The organism is Burkholderia aenigmatica (assembly GCF_048627025.1).
GTDB lineage: Bacteria > Pseudomonadota > Gammaproteobacteria > Burkholderiales > Burkholderiaceae > Burkholderia > Burkholderia aenigmatica.
This window is the reverse complement of the sequence record NZ_CP184468.1, coordinates 2,992,454-3,016,563: the sequence shown is the minus strand read 5'-3', so window position 1 is coordinate 3,016,563 and position 24,110 is coordinate 2,992,454. Positions and strand designations below refer to the sequence as shown.

Here is a 24,110-nt window from a genome sequence, read left to right as displayed (position 1 = left end):
TCAGCCGCGCCGCGCCACCCCGGGTTCGAACGGGAGCGAGCGCCGCGCCGGCGTCAGGGCGCACCGGTTTTCATTCCAAGGAGTTCCACAATGCCTCTCGTATCAATGCGTCAATTGCTGGACCACGCGGCAGAGCACGGTTACGGCCTGCCGGCCTTCAACGTGAACAACCTGGAGCAGGTCCAGGCGATCATGGCGGCGGCGGACCAGGTCGGCGCACCCGTGATCATGCAGGCATCGGCCGGCGCGCGTAAGTATGCGGGCGAGCCGTTCCTGCGCCACCTGATCGAAGCGGCGGTCGAGTCGTATCCGCACATCCCGGTCGTGATGCACCAGGATCACGGCCAGTCGCCGGCGGTCTGCATGGCCGCGATCCGCAGCGGCTTCACCAGCGTGATGATGGACGGTTCGCTCGAAGCCGACGGCAAGACGGTCGCGTCGTACGAATACAACGTCGACGTGTCGCGCAAGGTCGTCGAGATGGCGCACTCGATCGGCGTGACGGTCGAAGCCGAACTCGGCGTGCTCGGCTCGCTCGAGACGATGAAGGGCGACAAGGAAGACGGCCACGGCGCGGAAGGCACGATGACCCGCGAGCAGCTGCTGACCGATCCGGAGCAGGCCGCCGACTTCGTGAAGCTCACGCAGTGCGATGCACTCGCGATCGCAATCGGCACGTCGCACGGCGCGTACAAGTTCTCGAAGAAGCCGACGGGCGACATCCTGTCGATCCAGCGCATCAAGGAAATCCACGCGCGCATCCCGAACACCCACCTCGTGATGCACGGTTCGTCGTCGGTGCCGCAGGAACTGCTGGCCGAGATCCGTGAATTCGGCGGCGACATGAAGGAAACCTACGGCGTGCCGGTCGAGGAAATCCAGGAAGGCATCAAGCACGGCGTGCGCAAGATCAACATCGACACCGACCTGCGTCTCGCGATCACCGGTGCGATCCGCCGCTACCTGTTCGAGAACCCGGGCAAGTTCGATCCGCGCGACTACCTGAAGCCCGCGCGCGAAGCGGCGAAGCAGGTGTGCGTCGACCGCTACCTCGCGTTCGGCTGCGAAGGCCAGGCCGGCAAGATCAAGCCGGTGTCGCTCGACAAGATCGCCGAGCAGTACAAGTCCGGTGCGCTCGCACAGGTCGTGCGCTAAGACTGTAGTACGATTGCCGCGCCGAAAGGCAACGGCAAGGCTGTCCGGCCGGATCTGATCCGACCCCGCAGCCGTTCCGTCCGGCCGAACGAGGGCCGGCCGGCAACCGCCCGGGCGCTGTCGTCCGGCCGGTTCGCCGACGTATTGCAAGGCCGCCGTTCCCGCCTGCCGCGGGGAACGGCGTTTCCCTTTTTGTTTGGCTCCTTATCTGCGAAAAGACGATGTCTACCCTCTACGAATCCACGCTCCGCTCGCTGCCGCTCCTCGGTCGCGGCAAGGTCCGCGATAACTACGCGGTCGGCAACGACAAGCTCCTGATCGTCACGACCGACCGTCTGTCGGCATTCGACGTGGTGATGGGCGAGCCGATTCCGAACAAGGGCCGCGTGCTGAACCAGATGGCGAACTTCTGGTTCGACAAGCTCGCGCACATCGTGCCGAACCACCTGACGGGCGACGCGCCGGAAGCGGTCGTCGCGGCCGACGAGGTCGAGCAGGTCAAGGGCCGTGGCGTGGTCGTCAAGCGACTCGAGCCGATCATGATCGAAGCGGTCGTGCGCGGCTACCTGGCCGGCAGCGGCTGGAAGGAATACCAGGCGTCGGGCGCCGTGTGCGGCGTGCAGCTGCCGGAAGGCCTGCAGAACGCGCAGAAGCTGCCCGAGCCGATCTTCACGCCGGCCGCGAAGGCCGAGATGGGCGAGCACGACGAGAACATCACGTTCGAGGAAACCGAGCGCCGCATCGGCACCGAGCTGGCCGCGACGATCCGCGACATCTCGATCAAGCTGTACAAGGAAGCGGCCGACTACGCGGCGACGCGCGGCATCATCATCGCCGACACGAAGTTCGAATTCGGCCTCGACAACCACGGCAAGCTGTACCTGATGGACGAAGCGCTGACGGCCGATTCGTCGCGCTTCTGGCCGGCCGACCAGTACCAGGTCGGCACGAACCCGCCGTCGTTCGACAAGCAGTTCGTGCGCGACTGGCTCGAGGCGCAGCCGTGGGGCAAGACGGCGCCGGCGCCGGCGCTGCCGGCCGACGTCGTCGAGAAGACGGCCGCGAAGTACCAGGAAGCGCTCGAGCGCATCACGGGCCAGGCGCTTGCCTGAGCGGGGATCAGAACACATGAGCGAAGTTCAGACTGCCCACACGCACAGCGCGCCGCTCGTCGGCGTGCTGATGGGTTCGAGTTCCGATTGGGACGTGATGAAGCATGCGGTTGCCATCCTGCAGGAATTCGGCGTGCCGTACGAAGCGAAGGTCGTGTCCGCGCACCGGATGCCCGACGAGATGTTCGACTATGCGGAGAAAGCGCGTGAGCGCGGGCTGCGCGCGATCATCGCGGGCGCCGGCGGCGCCGCGCACCTGCCCGGCATGCTGGCCGCGAAAACCACGGTGCCGGTGCTCGGCGTGCCGGTCGCGAGCAAGTACCTGAAGGGTGTCGATTCGCTGCACTCGATCGTGCAGATGCCGAAAGGCGTGCCGGTCGCGACGTTCGCGATCGGCGAGGCCGGCGCCGCGAATGCCGCGCTGTTCGCGGTGTCGATCCTGTCCGGCAACTCGGTCGACTATGCGAACCGGCTCGCCGCGTTCCGCGTGCGCCAGAACGAAGCCGCGCACGCGATGGTGCTGCCGCCGCTGGAATGACGGCGCACCGGCGGCCGCGCGTCGCGGCTGCCTGACCTCCCCACTGCGGCGGGCAGCGCCCGCCGCGACCGACCACTGACATGACCGCAACTCCTGATTCCGTTTCCCCGATCCTGCCCGGCGCGTGGCTGGGCATGGTCGGCGGTGGCCAGCTCGGCCGCATGTTCTGCTTTGCCGCCCAGTCGATGGGCTATCGCGTCGCCGTGCTCGATCCCGATCCGACGAGCCCCGCCGGCGCGGTCGCCGACCGCCACCTGCGCGCCGCGTATGACGACGAAGCCGCGCTCGCCGAACTGGCCGACCTGTGCGAGGCTGTTTCGACGGAGTTCGAGAACGTGCCGGCCGCGAGCCTCGATTGCCTCGCGCGCACGACCTTCGTCGCGCCGGCCGGCCGCTGCGTCGCGGTCGCGCAGGACCGGATCGCGGAGAAGCGCTTCATCGAAGCGTCGGGCGTGCCCGTTGCACCGCACGTCGTGATCGAATCGTCGGCGGCACTCGCCGCGCTCGACGATGCCGCGCTCGACGCGGTGCTGCCGGGCATCCTGAAGACGGCGCGCCTCGGCTACGACGGCAAGGGCCAGGTGCGCGTGAGCACCGCGCAGGAAGCGCGCGACGCGCATGCGGCGCTGAACGGCGTGCCGTGCGTGCTCGAGAAGCGCCTGCCGCTGAAATACGAAGTGTCGGCGCTGATCGCACGCGGCGCGGACGGCCGCTCGGCCGCGTTCCCGCTCGCGCAGAACGTGCATCACAACGGCATTCTCGCGCTGACGGTCGTTCCGGCACCGGCGGCCGATGCCGCGCGCGTCGAAGAGGCGCAGCAGGCGGCCGTGCGGATCGCCGATACGCTCGGCTATGTCGGCGTGCTGTGCGTCGAATTCTTCGTGCTGGAAGACGGCTCGTTCGTCGCGAACGAAATGGCGCCGCGCCCGCACAACTCCGGCCACTACACGGTCGACGCGTGCGCCACGAGCCAGTTCGAGCAGCAGGTGCGCGCGATGACGCGCATGCCGCTCGGCAACCCGCGCCAGCATTCGCCGGCCGCGATGCTGAACATCCTCGGCGACGTGTGGTTCCCGAACGGTGCGGCGGCCGATGCCGTCACGCCGCCGTGGGACACGGTCGCGGCGATGCCGGCCGCGCACCTGCACCTGTACGGCAAGGAAGACGCACGCGTCGGCCGCAAGATGGGCCATGTGAACTTCACGGCCGAAACGCGCGACGAAGCCGTTGCCGCGGCCACCGCGTGCGCGCAGCTGCTGCGCGTGCCGCTCGACTGAGGCGCCAGCCGATGTCCATCGATCTCCCGAACTCCGTGACGGCCGCGCAGATCGACGCGGCCGCCGCGCTGCTCGACGCGGGCCAGCTCGTGGCCTTTCCGACCGAAACCGTCTACGGGCTCGGCGGCGACGCGGCGAATCCCGAGGCCGTCGCGCGCATCTACGCGGCGAAAGGGCGGCCCGCGAATCATCCGGTGATCGTGCACCTGCCGCCGGGCGGCGATCCCGGCTACTGGGCCGACGCGCTGCCGGCCGACGCGCAGGCGTTGATCGATGCGTTCTGGCCGGGTCCGCTGACGCTGATCCTGAAGCGCCATGCGCGCATTCCGGACGCCGTGAGCGGCGGGCAGGATTCGGTCGGGCTGCGTTGCCCGTCGCATCCGGTCGCGCAGGCGCTGCTGGCCGCGTTCAGTGCGCGGCGCGGCGGACATGGCGGCGTGGCCGCGCCGTCCGCGAACCGGTTCGGCCATGTGAGCCCGACCACCGCGCAGCACGTGCGCGACGAATTCGGCGACACCGTGCACGTGCTCGACGGCGGCGCATCGGAAGTCGGTATCGAGTCGACGATTCTCGACCTGTCGCGCGGCTTCCCGGCGCTGCTGCGTCCGGGCCACGTGACGCCGCAGCAGATCGCCGACGTGCTCGGTCGCGCACCGCGGCTGCCGGACGGCAGCGATGCGACCGCGCCGCGTGCGTCGGGCACGCTGAAAGCGCATTACGCGCCGCGCACGCCGCTCGCGCTGCTGCCGTTCGATGCGCTCGAGCCGTTGCTCGCGGCCGCGCAGACCGACGGCGAACGCGTCGCGCTCGTCGCACGCGCATCGCGCGCGGGACGCTGGGCGCAGGCCGACGGCGTGCATTTCGTCGCGGCGCCGGAAGATCCGTCCGCGTATGCGCGTGAGCTGTACGGGATGCTGCGTGCGCTCGACCGCGCGCAGGTCGCGCGGATTCTCGTCGAGAAGCTGCCCGAGACCGTCGAATGGATCGCGGTCAACGACCGGCTCGGCCGTGCGGCCGCGGCGTTCGAAGCGACCGAATGATGAAGGTGCGCGGCTGACGCGACCGTCGCCGCGCCGGTTGCCCCGCGCATGAAAAAACGCCCGACCGGCGAACCGGTCGGGCGTTTTCGTTTGGGCGCGTGGCCGGCGGCTTACTTGCCGACGCCCGACGCCGCGATCTTCGACTGGACGAACTGCGCGAACAGCGCGTACAGGTGCGTGGTCGGGTGGACCGTGTCGGCGAACATGTAGGTCTGGTCCGCGTTGGCGGCCGTGTAGGTCTGCGGCGAGCAGAACAGCGACGAGCCGAATGCGGTTGCGTTCGCGACGCCGTATTGCGTTGCTGCCGCGACCATCGCCTTCAGGTTGCACCCGGTATCGGTGTTCGATACGGTGAAGCCGTTCGCCTGGTAGTTCGCGAGGATGCCGTCCTGCCACGTGAACGTGTCCATCAGCACGAACTTGGTCGTATCGACCTTGAGCGCCTGCAGCGTCGCGGCGAGCGTGCCGTTGAACAGCATCGACAGTTGCGTGAGGGTCGTCTGCGAGCCGCCTTGCAGCGCGAGCGGCGTGCCGCCGATGTCCGGCACGTTCGACACGAACACGTGGGTCGCGCCGGCGGCGACGATCTGCTGGACGATGCCGGCAAGCTGCTGCGCGGCCAGCCCGATGTTCTGCTGCAGTTGCGTCGGCGTGATCGCGCCCGCCTGCAGCGCCGCGACCTGATAGAAGATGTCGTTCGCGCCGCCGTTGAGCAGCACGATCTGGCCGGCGTTGAAGCTGCCGTGCTGCGACACGTATTGCTTGACCTGGTCGGCGATCGGCATCGTGGTCGCCTGCGCGTAGTCCGCGTTCGGCACGCTCGCGTCCGCGTGGCCGATGCCCGGCTGCTGCGTCACGCGTGCGCCGCCCTGAGCGTAGCCGAGGCCGCCGGTGGCCTGCAGCGGCACGCCGAAACCGCCCTGGTTGGCCGGCTGCAGCGTGTCGCCGTAATACTGCGCGACGTCCTGCGTCCACACCTGGCCGGGGTTCGTCGTGAAGCGGCCGCCGCCGAAGCCGAGCTTGATCTGCGAGTAGGTGCCGGCGTCGGACAGGCTGTCGCCGAACGACACGATCTGCATTTTCACGCCCGACGGCGGCGTGTTCGACGCACTGTTGTTGTCGTCACCGCCGCCACCGCACGCGGCGAGCAGCGCGAGCGCGGCGCCGGCGATCGCGACTTGCGCGGTACGCAGCATGCGTTGCCGGGTGCGGGTAGGTGCGTGTTGTTGTGTCTGCATCGTTCGATCTCCTCGTAGATATGGCCTGATGTGTTTCTCATCTGCCGCGTGCCTGCTCGGTTCCGGGCTGCGCGGCGGCCGTTGGCTGAAACGGTTTATTGGTCGCGCGCAGCCGCAAGCGGCACGGTGCGCGGATCGGGGTTCGCGGCCTCGGCAATCTGCGCATGATAAGCGCTCGCCCATTCAGGCGGGCCGAAAATCGCGCGCAGCTTGTTGCGCCAGCCGTCGACGCGCAACGCGTCGCCGGCCATCGATAGCCACTCGTGGAACGTCGCGACGAGCGGGTTGTTCGAGCCGAGCCGTTCGACGATCCCGTACTGCGGCGGATCGTCGGGCGTTTCCTCGACATAGCTGCCGAACAGGCGATCCCAGATCACAAGGACGCCTGCGTAATTGCGGTCGATATAGCGCGGATTGCGCGCATGATGCGCGCGGTGGATCGACGGCGTGTTCAGCACGTATTCGAGCCAGCCGAGCTTGCCGATCGCCTGCGTGTGCACGAAGAACTGGAACGCGAGGTTGATCAGCACGATGCCGACGACCTGTTGCGGCGGAAAGCCGGCGAACGCGAGCGGCAGCCAGAACACCCACATCCCCGCGACGGGGTACATCAGGCTCTGGCGGAACGCGGTCGAGAAATTCATCCGCTCGGACGAGTGGTGCACGACGTGCGCGGCCCACAGCCAGCGCACGCGATGGCTCGCGCGATGAAACACGTAGTAGAGAAAATCCTGCGCGACGAACAGCACTGCGAACGACAGCCAGCCGTCGTGCCACGTGACCAGCCGATAGTGCCGGTAGCAGTACGCATAAACGGGGATCACGAACAGCCATGCGAGCTTGTCGGCGCCCTGGTGCATCAGCGCGAGCGCCGCGTTGCACAGCGTGTCGCGCCACGCATAGACATGGTCCTGCGCACGAGTGCGGGCGAGGTGCCAGGCCTCCCACGCGATGCAGAGCAGGAAGACGGGCGCCAGCGCGAGCAGAAGCAATTCGACGTCGAATCGCATGGGCGTGTCTCCTTCTTTCCCCTGCAAGCCGTGAGGCCGGGCGTGTGGCCCGTTGTAGATATCAGTCAGGCCAACAGCCTACGCAATCGCCACGCGCTAGGCGAGGGGGGAGCGTAGAGGGTTCCCTCTGAGGACAGGGTTTCTACGGAAACCGCGCGGCGCGGGGCGGGGCGGTGCGGCCCTGTTTTATGGGCACGGTTGGTGCGCGGTGCGTTGCGCACCGGTGGCGGCTACCGTTTCAAACCGGGGAGGGCGGAATTCCGTGTGCGGCGGCCCCGGCAGGCCGTGCCGCCCGCCCGCCGGGGCGACCCGCTGCGCGGTGCCGCCCCGTGGCCGGTGCAGGTCGACGCGAGCGGGCCGCCGGCGCCGCCGCATCGTGTCGCCGCACGCTGAAACGTCAGTGCGCGCCCGCGTAGATCCACTCGAGCAGCGTGTCGTGCGCGGCGCGCGCGGCTTCCGCGTGATCGTTGTTGATGAAGCTGACGACGATGTAGCTCTGGCCGTCGGCGCCGGCGACGTAGCCGGCGATCGCGCGCACGTCGCGCAGCGTGCCGGTCTTGATGTGTGCGTTACCGAGCACGCCGGCGTTGGTGAGGCGGTTCTTCATCGTGCCGTCGATGCCCGCGATCGGCAGCGAATCGATGAAGGCCTGCGCGACAGGGCTTGCGTTCGCGGCCTGCAGCAGCGCGGCGAGCGACAACGCGCTCATGTGCTCTTCGCGCGACAGGCCCGAGCCGTTTTCGAGCAAGAGGTCGGGCATCGCGATGCCGTTCTTCTGCAGGAACGCCTGGATCACGCGGCTCGACTGTTCGGGCGTCGCGGGCGGCTTGCCGCTGACCGCGCCGATCGTCAGGAACAGGTTGCGCGCCATCACGTTGTTGCTGAACTTGTTGATGTCGTAGACGATGCTGCCGAGCACCGGGCTGTGATGCACGGCGAGGGGCCGCGCGGTGGTCGGCACCTTGCCTTCGCTCACCGGCCCCGCGATCGTGCCGCCGTCCTGCTGCCACAGCGCGAGGAAGCCGCGCGCGAAGAACGTCGTGTGATCGAGGATCGCGAGGTTGGTCGTGTGCGCGCCGCAGCGCAGCGGATAGTCGCCGGCGAACGAGGCGGTCATGATCCCGCTGCCGGCCGTCAGCGTCGGGCGCGCGGCCGCGGCGGCCGCGCTGCACGAGCCCGAACCTTCGACCAGCTGGTTGTCGATCGACAGGTCGGCGAGCGGCGGCAGCACGTCGACGGCCACCTTGCCGTCGTCGCCCGGCGTGACGGTGAACGATATGGCCTTGAAGGCGTACAGCAACGGATCGGGGCCGACGTTGTACGGCGCGCTTGCGTCGTCGTCGAACGAAGGGAGATCGCGCGTCGATGCCGCGAAGTAGCTCTTGTCGAGCACCAGGCCGCCGGCCACGCGCTTGACGCCGGCCTTGCGGAGCTTGTCGACGAGGTCGATCAGTTCTTCGGGCACGAGCTTCGGATCGCCGGTGCCCTTGATGTACAGGTTGCCCTGCAGCGTGCCGTCGGGGTCGATCGTGCCGTCCGTGTAGGCGGTCGTGCGCCAGCGGTAGTCGGGGCCGAGGATCGACAGGCCCGAGAAGGTCGTCACGAGCTTCATCGTCGAGGCGGGCATCATCGGCCGGCTCGCGTTCCACGCGATCAGCGGCTCCGGATCGCCGACGCGCTCGACGACGACGCTCATCGCCGACGCCGGCACCTTCGCGCGCTGCAGCGCGACGAGCACGGACGCCGGCAGGCCGGCCGCACGCGCGGCGGGCGACACGACCGGGGTCTTGCGCGCTTCCTTGTGGGATTTCTTGCGGGCCTGCGCGGACGGCGCGAATGCGAGGGCCGTGCAGGTGGCGACGACGGCGGCGGCCCGCAGGCAGACGCGGGCGCGGGGGGCGAACCGGGTGGACAGATCGGAAATCGGCATGGGCGAATACGGGAGAAGCACGACGTTCGGGCAGGGCGCGCGCGGCGCCAAAGCGCACATTGTAGAGACAAGTCCGGACAGGCCCCTTGCAATCCGCCTTTCTGTTGCATTGCACCGTGCCGCGCACGCGATTCGCGGCGCTACAATGGTCGCCGTGTTTCACTCGCCCGATGGATGCCTGTCCCGATGCGGATTCTGCTTGTCGAAGATGATCGAATGATTGCCGAAGGCGTGCGCAAGGCGCTGCGCTCGGACGGTTTTGCGGTCGACTGGGTGCAGGACGGCGACGCCGCGCTGACGGCGCTCGGCGGCGAGACGTACGACCTGCTGCTGCTCGATCTCGGCCTGCCGAAGCGCGACGGCATCGACGTGCTGCGCACGCTGCGCGCGCGCGGGCTGGCGCTGCCGGTGCTGATCGTCACTGCGCGCGACGCGGTGGCCGATCGCGTGAAAGGGCTCGACGCGGGCGCCGACGATTACCTCGTCAAGCCGTTCGACCTCGATGAACTGGGCGCGCGGATGCGCGCGCTGATCCGCCGCCAGGCCGGGCGCAGCGAATCGCTGATCCGCCACGGCGCGCTGACGCTCGATCCCGCTTCGCACCAGGTGACGCTCGACGGCGTGCCCGTCGCGCTGTCCGCGCGCGAGTTCGCGCTGCTCGAGGCGCTGCTCGCACGGCCCGGCGCGGTGCTGTCGAAGAGCCAGCTCGAGGAGAAGATGTACGGCTGGGGCGAGGAGATCGGCAGCAACACGGTCGAGGTCTACATCCACGCGCTGCGCAAGAAGCTTGGCTCGGACCTGATCCGCAACGTGCGCGGGCTCGGCTACATGGTCGTCAAGGAAAGCTGACGCGTGAGGTCGATTCGTCATCAATTGCTGATCTGGCTGCTCGCGATCGTCGTCGCGGGCGTGGGCATCGCGGGCTGGCTCATCTACCGGCAGGCGCTCGCCGAGGCGAACGAACTGTTCGACTACCAGTTGCAGGAAATCGCGGCGGCCTTGCCGTCCGAGCCGTTCTCGCAGGTGTTCGGCTCGCGCACCAACGGCGACGAAGGCATCGTGATCCAGATCTGGAACCGCAACGGCGTGCTGATGTACTTCTCGCATCCGCGTGCGCCGATCGCGCCGCGCGCGGAGCTCGGCTTCTCGACCGAGCGCACCGACCGCGGCGAATGGCGCGTGTACGGTGCGATCGTCGGCGACAACGTCGTGCAGCTCGCGCAGCCGCTGTCGGTGCGCAACCGGCTCGCGGCGAACGTCGCGCTGCGCACGCTGTGGCCGCTGATCGTGCTGCTGCCGTTCCTCGGCGCGGCCGTGTGGGTGATCGTCGGGCGCGGGCTCGCGCCGCTCGGTCGCGTGACGCGCGCGGTCGAGGCACGCCGGCCGGAAGCGCTCGATCCGCTGCCCGATGCGCGCTTGCCGCTCGAGGTGCAGCCGCTCGTACGGGCGCTGAACGGGCTGCTCGCGCGGCTGTCGGCCGCGCTCGACACGCAGAAGGCCTTCGTGGCCGACGCCGCGCACGAACTGCGCACGCCGCTCGCGGCCGTGCAGATCCAGGCGCAGCTCGTCGCCCGCGCGAAGGACGATGCATCGCGCCGCGAGGCGGTCGCGGATCTCCAGGATGGCGTGTCGCGTGCGACGCGTCTCACGGAGCAGTTGCTCGCGCTCGCACGCGCCGAACCGGATGGCGCGACGATGCGTGAGCCGGTCGACCTGCAGGGGCTGCTCGCCGAATGCGTGGCCGCGCTTGCGCCGCTCGCGCAGCGGCGCGACATCGATCTCGGCTTCGAGGAAACGCGCGCGGCGAGCGTCGTCGCGGACGTCGGCGCGCTGCGCGTGATGTTCGGCAACCTGCTCGACAACGCGGTGAAGTACACGCCGGACGGCGGCCGCATCGACGTGTCGCTGACCCGCGACGCGGCCGGCCGCGCATGCGTGCAGATCGGCGACAGCGGGCCCGGCATTCCGGCCGACGAGCGCGAGCGCGTGTTCGACCGCTTCTACCGCGACAGCTCCGCGCGAGCGCGCACCGACGTGTCGGGCAGCGGGCTCGGGCTGGCGATCGTCAAGCGCGTGGCCGCGCAGCAGGGCGCGACGGTGTCGCTCGGCGACGCGGCCGCGGGTGGCCTGCTCGTCAGCGTCGTGTTCCGCGACGCGGAGATGCCGGCCGAGGCGCGGCAACCGTCCGAATCCGTGTGAAGAACGGTGCCGGAAGGGCGTGAACAGGCCCTAAGCCCCGCTTAAGGCTGATTAAGCCTCCTTTAAGTCAGGGTCGTTACGCTGCGTCCTAACAAAGAGGAGGTCCTACGATGAACACCCGATTCCTTGCGCGCGGCGCCGTCGCGGTCGCCGTGGCGGCCGCCCTGTCCGCCGCTTATGTCGCCGGCACCCACCGTGCCGATCCGCAGATCATCACGCCGGCGCAGGCCGCCGCGCTGATGCCGGCCGAAGCGGCCGCCAAGACCGGCATTCCCGATTTCTCCGGGCTCGTCGAGACCTACGGCCCCGCGGTCGTGAACATCAGCGCGAAGCATGTCGTGAAGCAGGTGTCGCGACGCGTGCAGCAGCAGCCGCAACTGCCGATCGACCCGAGCGACCCGTTCTACCAGTTCTTCAAGCACTTCTACGGCCAGGTGCCGGGCATGGGCGGCGACGCGCAGCCGGACGACCAGCCGAGCGCGAGCCTCGGTTCCGGGTTCGTCATCAGCTCCGACGGGTACATCCTCACCAATGCGCACGTGATCGATGGCGCGAACGTCGTCACGGTCAAGCTGACCGACAAGCGCGAATACAAGGCGAAGGTCGTCGGCGCGGACAAGCAGTCCGACGTCGCGGTGCTGAAGATCGACGCGAGCGGCCTGCCGACCGTGAAGATCGGCGACCCGGCGCAGAGCAAGGTCGGCCAGTGGGTCGTCGCGATCGGTTCGCCGTACGGCTTCGACAACACGGTCACGTCGGGCATCATCAGCGCGAAGTCGCGCGCGCTGCCGGACGAGAACTACACGCCGTTCATCCAGACCGACGTGCCGGTGAACCCCGGCAACTCGGGCGGCCCGCTGTTCAACCTGCAGGGCGAGGTGATCGGCATCAACTCGATGATCTACTCGCAGACGGGCGGCTTCCAGGGCCTGTCGTTCGCGATCCCGATCAACGAGGCGATCAAGGTCAAGGACGAGCTCGTGAAGACGGGCCACGTGAGCCGCGGCCGCCTCGGCGTCGCCGTGCAGGGGCTGAACCAGACGCTCGCGAGCTCGTTCGGACTGCAGAAGCCGGACGGCGCGCTCGTCAGCTCGGTCGATCCGAACGGCCCGGCCGCGAAGGCCGGCCTGCAGCCGGGCGACGTGATCCTGTCGGTCAACGGCTCGCCGGTTGCCGATTCGACGTCGCTGCCCGCGCAGATCGCGAACCTGAAGCCGGGTTCGAAGGCCGACCTGCAGATCTGGCGCGACAAGTCGAAGAAGACGATCAGCGTGACGCTCGGCGCGATGGCCGACGCGAAGCTCGCGTCGAATGACGGCGGGCCGGTCGAGCAGGGGCGCCTGGGCGTCGCGGTGCGTCCGCTGTCGCCGCAGGAGCGCAGCGCCGACAACCTGTCGCACGGCCTGATCGTGCAGCAGGCCGGCGGGCCGGCCGCCAACGCGGGCATCCAGCCCGGCGACGTGATCCTCGCGGTCAACGGCCGCCCGGTCACGAGCCCCGAGCAGTTGCGCGACGCGGTCAAGGGCGCGGGCAACAGTCTTGCTCTCTTGATCCAGCGCGATAATGCACAGATCTTCGTGCCGGTCGACCTGAGCTGACCGGCACGGCCGACGGCCGGCCAGGCCGGCCGCGGCGGGCGCCGCCGCCGTTCGAACGCGTGACGCTGCGCCCTGTATGTGTTCCGACCCCAAGGAGAGAGCCATGCAATATCTACGCAACGTGTCCCGATTTGCCGTCGCCGCGGCGCTGGTCGCCGGCCTCGCAGCCGGTGCGACCGGCGCGTACGCGCAGTCGGACGGCTTGCCCGCCGCGCGCCAGCAGGGCGACGTCACCTTCGTGTCCGGCGGCGTCGGGCAGGACGAATCGACGGCGTTCCAGCGCAACGAGCCGATGTGGCCGCTGGCGCTGCGGTTCACCGGGAAGGGCGGCGAGTTCCTGGCCGACGTCCATGTGCGGATCGTCGACGGCAAGGGCGACGAGGTGCTGAAGACCGACGCGCGCGGGCCGTACATGCTCGTGAAGGTGCCGCCGGGCCGCTATACCGTGCATGCGTCGTACCAGGGCAATGAGGAATCCCGCGCCGTCACGGTCGGCGCGAAGGGCGGCGCGAAAACGGCATTCCAGTGGAGCGCCCAGTAGCCCGCCGCGCGCGGCCCCGGCCGGGGTCGCGCATTCGGCAGCGGTTTCGCCCATAATGAAAGCCACGGCACGCGTGCCGTGGCTTTTTCGTTTCCTGAGTCCGGCCTGGCCGGGCCGCCCCAAGGAGAAACGATGTCCGATGCAGCCGACCCTCGTCTCGAAATCGTGCCGAACCGCCATCGCGTGCGCGTGATCCATCGCGGCATCACGTACGCCGATTCGCACGGCGCGCTGACCGTGCGCGAAACGGGCCTGCCGGACACCCACTACCTGCCGCGCGGCGACGTCAACATGCGCCGGCTCGTGAAATCGGGCGTCACGTCGGCCTGTCCGTTCAGGGGCCAGGCCGTGCACTTCGACTTGCAGACGGAAGACGGCGTGATCGAAAACGCCGCATGGAGTTACGAGGAACCGGAGGAGGCTGCGTCGGCGCTCGCGCACTATGTCGCCTTTGACGCCGCACGGATCGACAGTCTCGTCGAGACGTCCTGATGCGGCGCGCGTTCATCGGGGAGGCGTCATGGAACTGAACGACACATTACGCGTACCGCTCGCGCCGCCTGTCGTACAGGCGGCGTTCGAGGATCTCGCGTTGCTGCGCGCGAGCTTCGAGCATTGCGAATCCTTCGAGAAGCATGCGCATGGCGAGTTCGCGCTGACGATCACGGTGCCGCTCGGCCCGCTGCGTGCCCGCTACGACGTGCGGGCGCATGCGGCCGCCGAGCAGGGCGACGCGGAAGGGCAGCCGCGCCGCGTGCTCAACTTCAAGGCGCGGGCCGACGGGCTCGGCGCGCTGCGCGGTCAGGTCGAACTCGTGCTGATGCCGGATGACGACGCGAACGCCACGCGCATCGAGTACGTCGTCTGGGTGACGGCGAGCGGCCCGCTCACCGAATTGCCGGGGCGGCAGATCGAAAATACGCTGCGCGAATGGACCGACGATTTCTTCCGCGAATTCTGCGCGGTCGTCCAGGCGAAGCACGGCCTCGCACCGAATCGCGCACGCTCGGCCGCGCCGCGGCGCCAGCATGTGTTCCTGCGGCCGGCGGCGCTGGTGGCCGCGACGAAGCGCGCGTTGCCGCCGCACCTCGGTGGCGCGCTGACCGGGCGCGCGGCCAGCGCGCTCCCGCATCGCGGCTCCGGCACGGTGCCCGTCTGGGGCTGGGCCGCGATGATCGTCTTCGTCGCGCTGCTGCTTTACGCGGCGCGCTGGATCAACGGCGGCTGAGCGGCCGGACGGTTCCGCTGCAAGGCTCGCCCGCCGCGCGCGTTACCGCACGACATCGGCGCCGGCTCCGGCACCGCGAAATTCCCTTCGATACGCGGACGGCGAGGTGCCGAGCGCGCCCGCGAAATGCTGGCGCAGCGACACGCTCGACCCGTAGCCGGCCGCCTGCGCGATCGCATCGATCGACTGCCCGGTGGTTTCCAGCAGATGCTGCGCGCGCGCGAGCCGCTCGGCCTGCAGCCACGCGGTGACGGTCGTACCGGTTGCCTGGCGGAAGTGGCGCGTGAACGTGCGCCGGCTCATCAACACGCGTTCGGCGAGCGAATCGACGCTGTGCGCGGCGTCGAGGTGGGCGCGCACCCAGTCGAGCAGGCCCGCGAGCCGCGCGTCGCGCGGGTGCGCGGCGACCGGTTGCGGCACGTATTGCGCCTGCCCGCCCTGGCGGTGCGGCGGGATCACGAGGCGGCGCGCGATCTGGTTCGCGGCGTCCGAGCCGAAGCGCCGCCGCACGACGTGCAGGCAGCAGTCGAGCCCCGCGGCCGTGCCGGCCGACGTCATCAGGTTGCCGTCGTCCACGTACAGCACGTCCGGATCGAGCTTCACGCGTGGAAAGCGTTGCGCGAAGTCGTCGGCCCATGCCCAGTGCGTGGTGGCCGGGCGGCCGTCGAGCAGGCCGGCCGCGGCGAGCACGTAGGCGCCGAGGCACAGCCCGACGAGCTGCGCGCCACGCGCGGCGACCGCGCGGACCGCGTCGACCAGCACGTCGGGCGGCGCTTCGTCCGGATCGCGCCACGCGGGCACGATGACGATGTCCGCGTCGTCGAGCCCGTCGAGCCCGTATGGCGCGGTGATCGTGAAGCCGCCGGTCGTCGACAGCGGGCCGCGTTCGGCCGAGCAGACACGGAACTCGAATGCGGGCGACGCGGCCGCATCGCGTTCCTTGCCGAACACGACGGACGGCACCGACAGGTGGAACGGGCTGATGCCGTCGTACGCGATCACGGCAACGACGGTCGGAACCGGCGGGGCGGGCCGGGTGGACGAGGCGGCGGTCATGGCGAGCTCCCGAATGGCGATGGCCCGATTCTATCGAAGAATGGCTATCGGGCCACTGTCCGCGCGAGCGATGCGCGCCGACAATGCATCGCATCGCGCCGCTGGCCGTCCCGTTCCGGGACGGGGCTGCGCCCCGGACCAGGAGCCCGCCATGTCGAACGCCGTCCCGCATTCCGCTGCCCATTCCGTTTCCCGCCCGGCTACCCGCCGCGCGCTGATCGTGATCGACGTCCAGAACGAGTACGTGACGGGCAACCTGCCGATCGAATACCCGCCGCTCGACGTGTCGCTCGCGAACATCGGCCGTGCGATCGATGCCGCGCATGCGGCCGGCGTGCCGGTGATCGTCGTCCAGCACGTCGCGCCGGCCGGTGCGCCGATCTTCGCGCCCGGCTCCGACGGTGTTGCACTGCACGCGGTGGTCGCCGGCCGGCCGTACGCGCACCTGATCGAGAAGACGCAGGCCAGCTCGTTTGCCGGGACCGACCTTGCCGAGTGGCTCGAGGCGAACGGGATCGACACGCTCGCGGTGGCCGGCTACATGACGCACAACTGCAATGCGGCGACGGTCTATCACGCGGCGCACGCGGGGCTGAATGTCGAGTACCTCGATGACGCGACGGGCGCGCTGCCGTACGAGAACGAAGCGGGCGCGGCGAGCGCCGAGGAGATTCACCGCGCGTACGGGGTGGTGTTCCAGTCGAATTTCGCGGCTGTGATGTCGACCGATGCGTGGATCGCGGGACTGGCCGGCGTACCGATGCCGAAGCACGATTCGGTCGCCGCGTCGAACCGGCGGGCTCGCGCGCAGCGCGCGAAGGCGGCCTGAACCGGACGGGGAGGAGGAGGGGGCGGCGCGTTGGCGAGGTTGCCGCGCCGCCCGATGAAACGAGAGCCGCGGGCGAACGCGCGTCGCGCGGTCAGTCGTCGTCCTTCAGCATCGCCGGGCTGTAGCGCAGCATGTCGAAACAGCCGTCGACGAGCTTTTCCGCATGCCGCTCGCCATCGATCTCGTCGGGCAGCATCAGCGTGTCGCGCACGAAACCGCTGACGAGCGTGTGCAGCATCAGCGTCGCACGCCACGTATCGAGGCGCTCGGGCAGCAGCTTGAGCCGCACGGCCGCCGCGAGATCGGCGTCGATCGCGTGCAGCGCCTCGCTCATCCCCGCGCGGTTGCGCTGCAGCAGCGGCTCCAGGTCCGCGACGTACTCGCACTTCATGAACAGGATGCTGAACACGCGGCGCAACTGCGCGTCGCGCTGCACGCCGAGCAGGCACCAGATCAGGATCTGGCGGATCTTCTCCAGCGGATTGCCGCCCGGCGCGTCGAGCGGCATCCGCTTCAGTTCGTCGATCGGCAGAAACACGCGGTCGAACATCGCGTCGAACAGTTCGCTCTTGTTCGCGAAATGCCAGTAGATTGCGCCGCGCGTCACGCCGGCGTGCTGGGCGATGTCCGCGAGCGACGTGTGCGACACGCCCTTCTCGAAGAACACGTGTTCGGCGGCGTTGAGAATGCGATTGCGCGTCTCGAGCGCCTCCTCCTTGGTACGTCTGACCATGTGCAGGCCTGATTGGATCGATCGTAGGTGAATATAGGGTCTGCAACCCTCGGCGCAGTCATATAGACTGGCTATGCTTGCGGTTGGTAATAATCCGTAAGACTGGACAGCAGGCGGGGCATAAACGGGCTTTTTACATACATTCATGAATGTATATACAATACCACCCTACGATCGAATGACCCAAGTGGCAATCAGTTAATATCCCACTCTGCTGATTCCCGCCAAAGTACCAGTCCGCAGTGCGGGGCAACCTGTCGGCACGGAGGTTTCGTGCCGCTTGCTGTATCTAGCAGTCCAGTATTTCAGGTGTTCGATCTGCGCCGTGAGGCGCATCCGTGTCGCGCTCGCTCCGGTCGGGTGCGGCACTTATTCCATTGGTTATACACAGAGGTCGCTCCATGCGCGTCGAACGGGTTCCATACCGCTTAATCACTGTCGCGACGGCCGCCGTTTTCCTGGCCGCGTGCGGGAAGAAAGAATCGGCACCGCCGCCGCAAACGCCGGAAGTTGGCGTCGTCACCGTCCAGCCGCAAACCGTACCGGTCTTCACCGACCTGCCGGGCCGCACCAGTGCGTTCCTCGTCGCGCAGGTCCGCGCACGGGTCGACGGCATCGTGCTGCGCCGTGAATTCACCGAAGGCACCGACGTCAAGGCCGGTCAGCGCCTCTACAAGATCGACCCGGCGCCGTACGTCGCCGCGCTGAACAGCGCGAAGGCGACGCTCGCGAAGGCGCAGGCGAACCTCGTCACGCAGAACGCGCTGGTCGCGCGCTACAAGGTGCTGGTGGCCGCGAACGCGGTCAGCAAGCAGGACTACGACAACGCGGTGGCCACGCAAGGCCAGGCCGCGGCGGACGTCGCGGCCGGCAAGGCAGCGGTCGATACCGCGCAGATCAACCTTGGCTACACCGATGTCGTGTCGCCGATCACCGGCCGCGTCGGCATCTCGCAGGTGACGCCGGGCGCGTACGTGCAGGCAAGCCAGGCGACGCTGATGTCGACGGTCCAGCAGCTCGACCCGGTGTATGTCGACCTCACGCAATCGAGCCTCGAAGGCCTGAAGCTGCGCCAGGACGTGCAGAGCGGCCGCCTGAAGACGAGCGGCCCGGGCGCCGCGAAGGTGTCGCTGATCCTGGAGGACGGCAAGACCTATTCGGAGCCGGGCAAGCTGCAGTTCTCGGACGTGACGGTCGACCAGACCACCGGTTCGGTGACGATCCGCGCGGTGTTCCCGAACCCGGGCCGCGTGTTGCTGCCGGGGATGTTCGTGCGTGCACGGATCGAGGAAGGCGTGAACGAGAACGCGTTCCTGGTGCCGCAGATCGGCGTCACGCATGACCAGAAGGGCCAGGCGATCGCGATGGTGGTGAACGCCGGCAACAAGGTCGAGCCGCGCCCGCTGAAGACGACGGGCATGCAAGGCGCGAACTGGATCGTCGAAGGCGGTCTGGAAGCGGGCGATCACGTGATCGTGCAGGGCGTCGACAAGGTGCGCCCGGGTGCGACCGTGAAGACGGTCCCCGCGCAGCTCACCCCGGCGGCCGATGCCGCACCGGGTGCGGCTGCCGCCACCGCCGCGCCGGCTGCCGCCGGTTCCGGCGCCGCTGCCGCTTCCGGTGCTGCCGCATCGGGCGCTGCGCCGGCGAGTGCTGCCGCTGCTTCGAGCGCGCAATAACAGGGAGCCTGTTTCATGGCAAAGTTTTTTATCGATCGCCCGATCTTCGCGTGGGTGATCGCCATCATCCTGATGCTGGCCGGGGTTGCGGCGATCTTCACGCTGCCGATCTCGCAGTATCCGACGATCGCGCCGCCATCGATCCAGATCACCGCGAACTACCCGGGCGCTTCCGCGAAGACGGTGGAAGACACGGTGACGCAGGTGATCGAGCAGCAGATGAGCGGTCTCGACAACTTCCTGTACATGTCGTCGACCAGCGATGACTCGGGCAACGCGACGATCACGCTGACCTTCGCGCCGGGTACCAACGCCGACATCGCGCAGGTTCAGGTGCAGAACAAGCTGTCGCTCGCGACGCCGATTCTGCCGCAGGTCGTGCAGCAGCTCGGTCTTTCGGTGACGAAGTCGAGCAGCAGCTTCTTGCTGGTGCTCGCCTTCAACTCCGAAGACGGCAGCATGAACAAGTACGACCTCGCGAACTTCGTGGCGTCGCACGTGAAGGATCCGATCAGCCGGTTGAACGGCGTCGGTACCGTCACGCTGTTCGGCTCGCAGTACGCGATGCGGGTCTGGCTCGATTCGAACCGCCTGACGAACTACGGCCTCACGCCGGTCGACGTGTCGACCGCGATCGCCGCACAGAACGTGCAGATCGCAGGCGGCCAGATCGGCGGCACGCCGGCCACGCCGGGCACCATGCTGCAGGCGACGATCACCGAATCGACGCTGCTGCAGACGCCCGAGCAGTTCGGCAACATCCTGCTGAAGGTCAACCAGGACGGCTCGCAGGTTCGCCTGAAGGATGTCGCGAAGATCGAACTCGGCGGCGAAAACTACAACTTCGACACGAAGTACAACGGTCAGCCGACCGCGGCACTCGGTATCCAGCTCGCCACCAACGCGAACGCGCTCGCAACCGCGAAGGCCGTGCGCGCGAAGATCGACGAACTGGCACCGTTCTTCCCGCACGGCCTCGTCGTGAAGTACCCGTACGACACGACGCCGTTCGTGAAGCTGTCGATCGAGGAAGTGGTCAAGACGCTGCTCGAAGGCATCGTGCTGGTGTTCCTCGTGATGTATCTGTTCCTGCAGAACCTGCGGGCGACGATCATCCCGACGATCGCGGTGCCGGTCGTGTTGCTCGGTACGTTCGCGATCATGTCGATGGTGGGCTTCTCGATCAACACGCTGTCGATGTTCGGCCTCGTGCTCGCGATCGGCCTGCTGGTCGACGATGCGATCGTGGTGGTGGAGAACGTCGAGCGGGTGATGGCGGAAGAGGGCCTGTCACCGAAGGAGGCGACCCGCAAGGCGATGGGCCAGATCACCGGCGCACTCGTCGGCGTGGCGCTCGTGCTGTCGGCGGTGTTCGTGCCGGTGGCGTTCTCCGGCGGGTCGGTCGGCGCGATCTATCGTCAGTTCTCGCTGACGATCGTGTCGGCGATGGTGCTGTCGGTGCTCGTCGCGTTGATTCTGACGCCGGCACTGTGCGCGACGATCCTCAAGCCGATCCCGCAAGGGCATCACGAAGAGAAGAAGGGCTTCTTCGGCTGGTTCAACCGCACGTTCAACAACAGCCGCGACAAGTACCACGTCGGCGTGCACCACGTGATCAAGCGGTCGGGCCGCTGGCTCATCATCTACCTGGTCGTGATCGTCGCGGTCGGCCTGCTGTTCGTGCGCCTGCCGAAGTCGTTCCTGCCGGATGAAGACCAGGGCCTGATGTTCGTGATCGTGCAGACGCCGTCGGGCTCGACGCAGGAAACGACCGCGAAGACGCTCGCGAACATTTCCGACTACCTGCTGAAGGACGAGAAGGAAATCGTCGAATCGGCGTTCACGGTCAACGGCTTCAGCTTCGCGGGCCGCGGCCAGAACTCCGGTCTCGTGTTCGTGCGCCTGAAGGACTACTCGCAGCGTCAGCATGCGAACCAGAAGGTGCAGGCGCTGATCGGCCGGATGTTCGGGCGCTACGCGGGCTACAAGGACGCGATCGTGATCCCGTTCAACCCGCCGTCGATTCCTGAACTCGGTACGGCTGCCGGCTTCGACTTCGAGCTGACGGACAACGCGGGTCTCGGCCACGATGCACTGATGGCCGCGCGTAACCAGCTGCTCGGGATGGCCTCGAAGGATCCGACGCTGCAGGGTGTGCGTCCGAACGGCCTGAACGATACGCCGCAGTACAAGGTCGACATCGATCGCGAGAAGGCGAACGCGCTCGGCGTGACGGCGGATGCGATCGACCAGACGTTCTCGATCGCATGGGCGTCGAAGTACGTGAACAACTTCCTGGATACCGACGGCCGGATCAAGAAGGTCTACGTGCAGGCAGACGCACCGTTCCGGATGACGCCGGAAGACCTGAACATCTGGTACGTGCGCAACGGGTCGGGCGGGATGGTGCCGTTCAGTTCGTTCGCGACCGGTCACTGGACGTACGGTTCGCCGAAGCTCGAGCGCTACAACGGTGTGTCGGCGATGGAAATCCAGGGTCAGGCTGCACCGGGCAAGTCGACCGGTCAGGCGATGGCCGCGATGGAAGGGCTCGCGAAGAAGCTGCCGGTCGGTATCGGCTATTCGTGGACCGGCCTGTCGTTCCAGGAAATCCAGTCCGGCTCGCAGGCGCCGATCCTGTACGCGATCTCGATCCTCGTCGTGTTCCTGTGTCTCGCGGCGCTGTATGAAAGCTGGTCGATCCCGTTCTCGGTGATCATGGTGGTGCCGCTCGGCGTGATCGGTGCACTGCTGGCGGCAACGATGCGCGGCCTCGAGAACGACGTGTTCTTCCAGGTCGGCCTGCTGACCACCGTGGGCTTGTCCGCGAAGAACGCGATTCTGATCGTGGAGTTCGCGCGCGAACTGCAGATGACGGAGAAGATGGGGCCGATCGAGGCCGCGCTGGAAGCAGCGCGCCTGCGGCTGCGTCCGATTCTGATGACGTCGCTCGCGTTCATTCTCGGCGTGATGCCGCTCGCGATCAGCAATGGCGCGGGTTCGGCCAGCCAGCACGCGATCGGTACGGGCGTGATCGGCGGGATGATCACGGCGACGTTCCTCGCGATCTTCATGATCCCGATGTTCTTCGTGAAGATCCGCGCGATCTTCAGCGGCGAGAAGGAAGACGTCGACGAGGCGCTGCGCCTGGCTCAGGAGCACTCGCACCACGAAGAGAAGCCGGGCAACGGCGACGAAGGCAACAAGGGACAGTGATGATGCAAAAACACGCTTTGACTGCAACCGCGGTCGCACTGGCCGCCGCGCTCTTCGCCACGGGCTGCACGATGGCGCCGCATTACAAGCGGCCCGATGCACCCGTCGCGCAGGCGTACCCGGCCGGCGGCGTCTACGCGACGCAGCCGGGTGCGGCCGGCGCGCGCAGCGCGAACGGCCAGGCGGCGACCGCCATCGGCTGGCGCGAGTTCTTCGTCGATCCGCGCCTGCAGCGGCTGATCGAGATCGCGCTGAAAAACAACCGCGACCTTCGCGTGTCGGTGCTGAACATCGAGGCGGCGCGTGCGCAGTACCAGATCACGCGCGCGGGCCTGTTCCCGACGCTCGATGCGACGGGTACCGGTAACCGTCAGCGCCTGCCGAATGCGCTGTCGGTGGCGCCGGGCCGGAACATCACGACGACCTACAACGTCGGCCTGTCGGCGTCGTGGGAACTCGACCTGTTCGGCCGCGTGCAGAGCCTGAAGGACCAGGCGCTCGCGCAGTATCTGGCGACCGCGTATGCGCGGCAGGCGTCGGAGATCTCGCTGGTGTCGCAGGTGGCCGATCAATACCTGACGCTGCTGTCGACCGACGATCTGCTGAAGGTCACGGAGGACACGCTGAAGACGGCGCAGGCGTCGTACGACCTGACGAAGCTGCAGTTCGACAACGGCACGGGCTCCGAGCTCGAGCTGCGTCAGGCGCAGACGGTGGTCGAGCAGGCGCTGGCGAACCAGCAGGCGCAGGCGCGTGCGCGTGCTCAGGCGCTGAACTACCTGGTGCTGCTGATCGGTGAGCCGCTGCCGGACGATCTGCCGGCGGGCATGCCGCTCGACGCGCAGAACCTGCTGACGGACGTGCCGGCTGGCCTGCCGTCCGACCTGCTGACGCGTCGCCCCGACGTGATGCAGGCCGAGCAGTCGCTGCTGGCGGCGAACGCGAACATTGGCGCGGCACGCGCGGCGTTCTTCCCGAAGATCTCGTTGACGGCCGCGTTCGGCACGGCGAGCCCGACGCTGGGCGGTCTGTTCAAGGCTGGCACGGCGGCCTGGTCGTTCGCGCCGAACATCGCGCTGCCGATCTTCGAGGGCGGCGCGAACATCGCGAACCTCGATCTTGCGCACGTGCAGAAGCGCATCGAGATCGCGAACTACGAGAAGGCGATCCAGTCGGCGTTCCGCGACGTGGCGGACGGGCTGGCCGCACGCGGCACGTACGACCAGCAGATCGCGGCGCTGGAGCGCAACGAGCACGCGCAGCAGCGACGTTTCGATCTGTCGGACCTGCGTTACAAGAACGGTGTCGACAGCTACCTGTCGGTGCTGACCGCGCAGACGGACCTGTACACCGCGCAGCAGTCGCTGATCAATGCGCGTCTGGCACGCTGGACGAACCTGGTCACCCTGTACCGTGCGCTGGGCGGTGGGTGGATCGAGCGGGCCGGCGAGACGCCGCGCGCGCCGGATGCACCGGTCGACTACGACAAGGCGGCCGCTCCGGCGCCTGCGTCGGCGGCGGCGACGAACGGGTAAGCAAGCGCAAGGAAGGGCAGGCGCGGTGGTGTACCGCGCCTGTTCTTCGAACCGGCTGTATGCGGAAACGAAAACGCCACGGATGAAAATCCGTGGCGTTTTCTTTTGTGCGCTCGAGTCATGAGGGGCAAACACGGGCGGGGTGGCGACGCGTGCATCGAACGCCGGTGCCGCCCGTTGCGTCGGGCACGTCGCG

At 68.1% G+C, this 24,110-nt stretch carries 20 protein-coding genes; 15 read left to right on the top strand and 5 right to left on the bottom strand.

What is annotated here, in order from left to right; all coding sequences use genetic code 11:
* Positions 1–90: 90 nt before the first annotated feature.
* From fba to ACN8ZM_RS14100, 5 genes are all read left to right on the top strand, one after another.
* Positions 91–1,155, top strand: a complete 1,065-nt coding sequence (gene fba, locus ACN8ZM_RS14120) for a class II fructose-bisphosphate aldolase (protein ID WP_011353066.1) — start codon at positions 91–93, stop codon at positions 1,153–1,155.
* A 221-nt stretch (positions 1,156–1,376) separates the two neighbouring features.
* Positions 1,377–2,267, top strand: a complete 891-nt coding sequence (locus ACN8ZM_RS14115) for a phosphoribosylaminoimidazolesuccinocarboxamide synthase (RefSeq protein ID WP_043190234.1) — start codon at positions 1,377–1,379, stop codon at positions 2,265–2,267.
* Between the two features lie 16 nt (positions 2,268–2,283).
* The gene (purE, locus tag ACN8ZM_RS14110) at positions 2,284–2,805 is read left to right on the top strand and encodes a 5-(carboxyamino)imidazole ribonucleotide mutase (RefSeq protein WP_039360624.1); all 522 of its coding nucleotides are present in this window, start codon (positions 2,284–2,286) and stop codon (positions 2,803–2,805) included.
* An 80-nt stretch (positions 2,806–2,885) separates the two neighbouring features.
* The gene (locus ACN8ZM_RS14105; protein WP_043190230.1) at positions 2,886–4,082 is read left to right on the top strand and encodes a 5-(carboxyamino)imidazole ribonucleotide synthase; all 1,197 of its coding nucleotides are present in this window, start codon (positions 2,886–2,888) and stop codon (positions 4,080–4,082) included.
* A gap of 11 nt (positions 4,083–4,093) precedes the next feature.
* Positions 4,094–5,122, top strand: coding sequence for an L-threonylcarbamoyladenylate synthase (locus ACN8ZM_RS14100; RefSeq protein WP_043190227.1), 1,029 nt, complete (start codon positions 4,094–4,096; stop codon positions 5,120–5,122).
* Positions 5,123–5,232: 110 nt separating this feature from the next.
* Here the strand turns inward: ACN8ZM_RS14100 and ACN8ZM_RS14095 are convergent, their stop codons facing one another.
* The 3 genes from ACN8ZM_RS14095 to dacB form a co-directional block, all read right to left on the bottom strand.
* On the bottom strand, positions 5,233–6,360 hold the full coding sequence (locus tag ACN8ZM_RS14095; RefSeq protein ID WP_043190225.1) for an SGNH/GDSL hydrolase family protein: 1,128 nt from the start codon (positions 6,358–6,360) through the stop codon (positions 5,233–5,235).
* A gap of 95 nt (positions 6,361–6,455) precedes the next feature.
* Positions 6,456–7,370: a sterol desaturase family protein gene (locus ACN8ZM_RS14090; protein WP_043190221.1), complete on the bottom strand. Its 915-nt coding sequence runs from the start codon at positions 7,368–7,370 to the stop codon at positions 6,456–6,458.
* 397 nt (positions 7,371–7,767) lie between these two features.
* Positions 7,768–9,300, bottom strand: coding sequence for a D-alanyl-D-alanine carboxypeptidase/D-alanyl-D-alanine endopeptidase (gene dacB / locus ACN8ZM_RS14085; protein ID WP_043190218.1), 1,533 nt, complete (start codon positions 9,298–9,300; stop codon positions 7,768–7,770).
* Positions 9,301–9,486: 186 nt separating this feature from the next.
* Between dacB and ACN8ZM_RS14080 the strand changes: the two genes are divergently transcribed.
* From ACN8ZM_RS14080 to ACN8ZM_RS14055, 6 genes are all read left to right on the top strand, one after another.
* The gene (locus tag ACN8ZM_RS14080) at positions 9,487–10,149 is read left to right on the top strand and encodes a response regulator (protein WP_039360640.1); all 663 of its coding nucleotides are present in this window, start codon (positions 9,487–9,489) and stop codon (positions 10,147–10,149) included.
* Between the two features lie 3 nt (positions 10,150–10,152).
* Positions 10,153–11,499 carry an ATP-binding protein gene (locus ACN8ZM_RS14075; protein ID WP_043190213.1) on the top strand — a complete coding sequence of 449 codons (1,347 nt, stop codon included), beginning with the start codon at positions 10,153–10,155 and terminating at the stop codon, positions 11,497–11,499.
* A gap of 110 nt (positions 11,500–11,609) precedes the next feature.
* Positions 11,610–13,097 (top strand): DegQ family serine endoprotease, encoded by a 1,488-nt coding sequence (locus ACN8ZM_RS14070; protein WP_043190210.1) that lies wholly within the window; start codon positions 11,610–11,612, stop codon positions 13,095–13,097.
* A 103-nt stretch (positions 13,098–13,200) separates the two neighbouring features.
* Positions 13,201–13,638, top strand: coding sequence for a carboxypeptidase-like regulatory domain-containing protein (locus ACN8ZM_RS14065; RefSeq protein ID WP_043190209.1), 438 nt, complete (start codon positions 13,201–13,203; stop codon positions 13,636–13,638).
* A gap of 132 nt (positions 13,639–13,770) precedes the next feature.
* The gene (locus tag ACN8ZM_RS14060; protein ID WP_089451204.1) at positions 13,771–14,130 is read left to right on the top strand and encodes a DUF427 domain-containing protein; all 360 of its coding nucleotides are present in this window, start codon (positions 13,771–13,773) and stop codon (positions 14,128–14,130) included.
* Between the two features lie 28 nt (positions 14,131–14,158).
* Positions 14,159–14,866 carry a CoxG family protein gene (locus ACN8ZM_RS14055; RefSeq protein WP_043190203.1) on the top strand — a complete coding sequence of 236 codons (708 nt, stop codon included), beginning with the start codon at positions 14,159–14,161 and terminating at the stop codon, positions 14,864–14,866.
* Between the two features lie 42 nt (positions 14,867–14,908).
* Here the strand turns inward: ACN8ZM_RS14055 and ACN8ZM_RS14050 are convergent, their stop codons facing one another.
* Complete coding sequence (locus ACN8ZM_RS14050) at positions 14,909–15,922, bottom strand: helix-turn-helix domain-containing protein (protein WP_420210171.1); 1,014 nt, start codon at positions 15,920–15,922, stop codon at positions 14,909–14,911.
* 151 nt (positions 15,923–16,073) lie between these two features.
* On the opposite strand from ACN8ZM_RS14050, the gene ACN8ZM_RS14045 reads away from it, so the two are divergent.
* Positions 16,074–16,751, top strand: coding sequence for a cysteine hydrolase family protein (locus ACN8ZM_RS14045; RefSeq protein WP_420210170.1), 678 nt, complete (start codon positions 16,074–16,076; stop codon positions 16,749–16,751).
* Positions 16,752–16,842: 91 nt separating this feature from the next.
* Here ACN8ZM_RS14045 and ACN8ZM_RS14040 read toward each other — a convergent pair whose 3' ends face one another.
* A complete protein-coding gene (locus tag ACN8ZM_RS14040) occupies positions 16,843–17,484 on the bottom strand; it encodes a TetR family transcriptional regulator (RefSeq protein ID WP_420210169.1) in 642 nt (213 codons plus the stop codon).
* A gap of 401 nt (positions 17,485–17,885) precedes the next feature.
* Between ACN8ZM_RS14040 and ACN8ZM_RS14035 the strand changes: the two genes are divergently transcribed.
* The 3 genes from ACN8ZM_RS14035 to ACN8ZM_RS14025 are packed head-to-tail and all read left to right on the top strand — an operon-like array spanning position 17,886 to position 23,914.
* A complete protein-coding gene (locus ACN8ZM_RS14035; protein ID WP_420210168.1) occupies positions 17,886–19,163 on the top strand; it encodes an efflux RND transporter periplasmic adaptor subunit in 1,278 nt (425 codons plus the stop codon).
* 15 nt (positions 19,164–19,178) lie between these two features.
* Positions 19,179–22,379 (top strand): efflux RND transporter permease BpeB, encoded by a 3,201-nt coding sequence (gene bpeB / locus ACN8ZM_RS14030; RefSeq protein ID WP_043190186.1) that lies wholly within the window; start codon positions 19,179–19,181, stop codon positions 22,377–22,379.
* On the top strand, positions 22,379–23,914 hold the full coding sequence (locus ACN8ZM_RS14025) for an efflux transporter outer membrane subunit (protein ID WP_089451200.1): 1,536 nt from the start codon (positions 22,379–22,381) through the stop codon (positions 23,912–23,914). Before bpeB ends, ACN8ZM_RS14025 begins: the two co-directional genes overlap by 1 nt.
* Positions 23,915–24,110 lie beyond the last annotated feature (196 nt).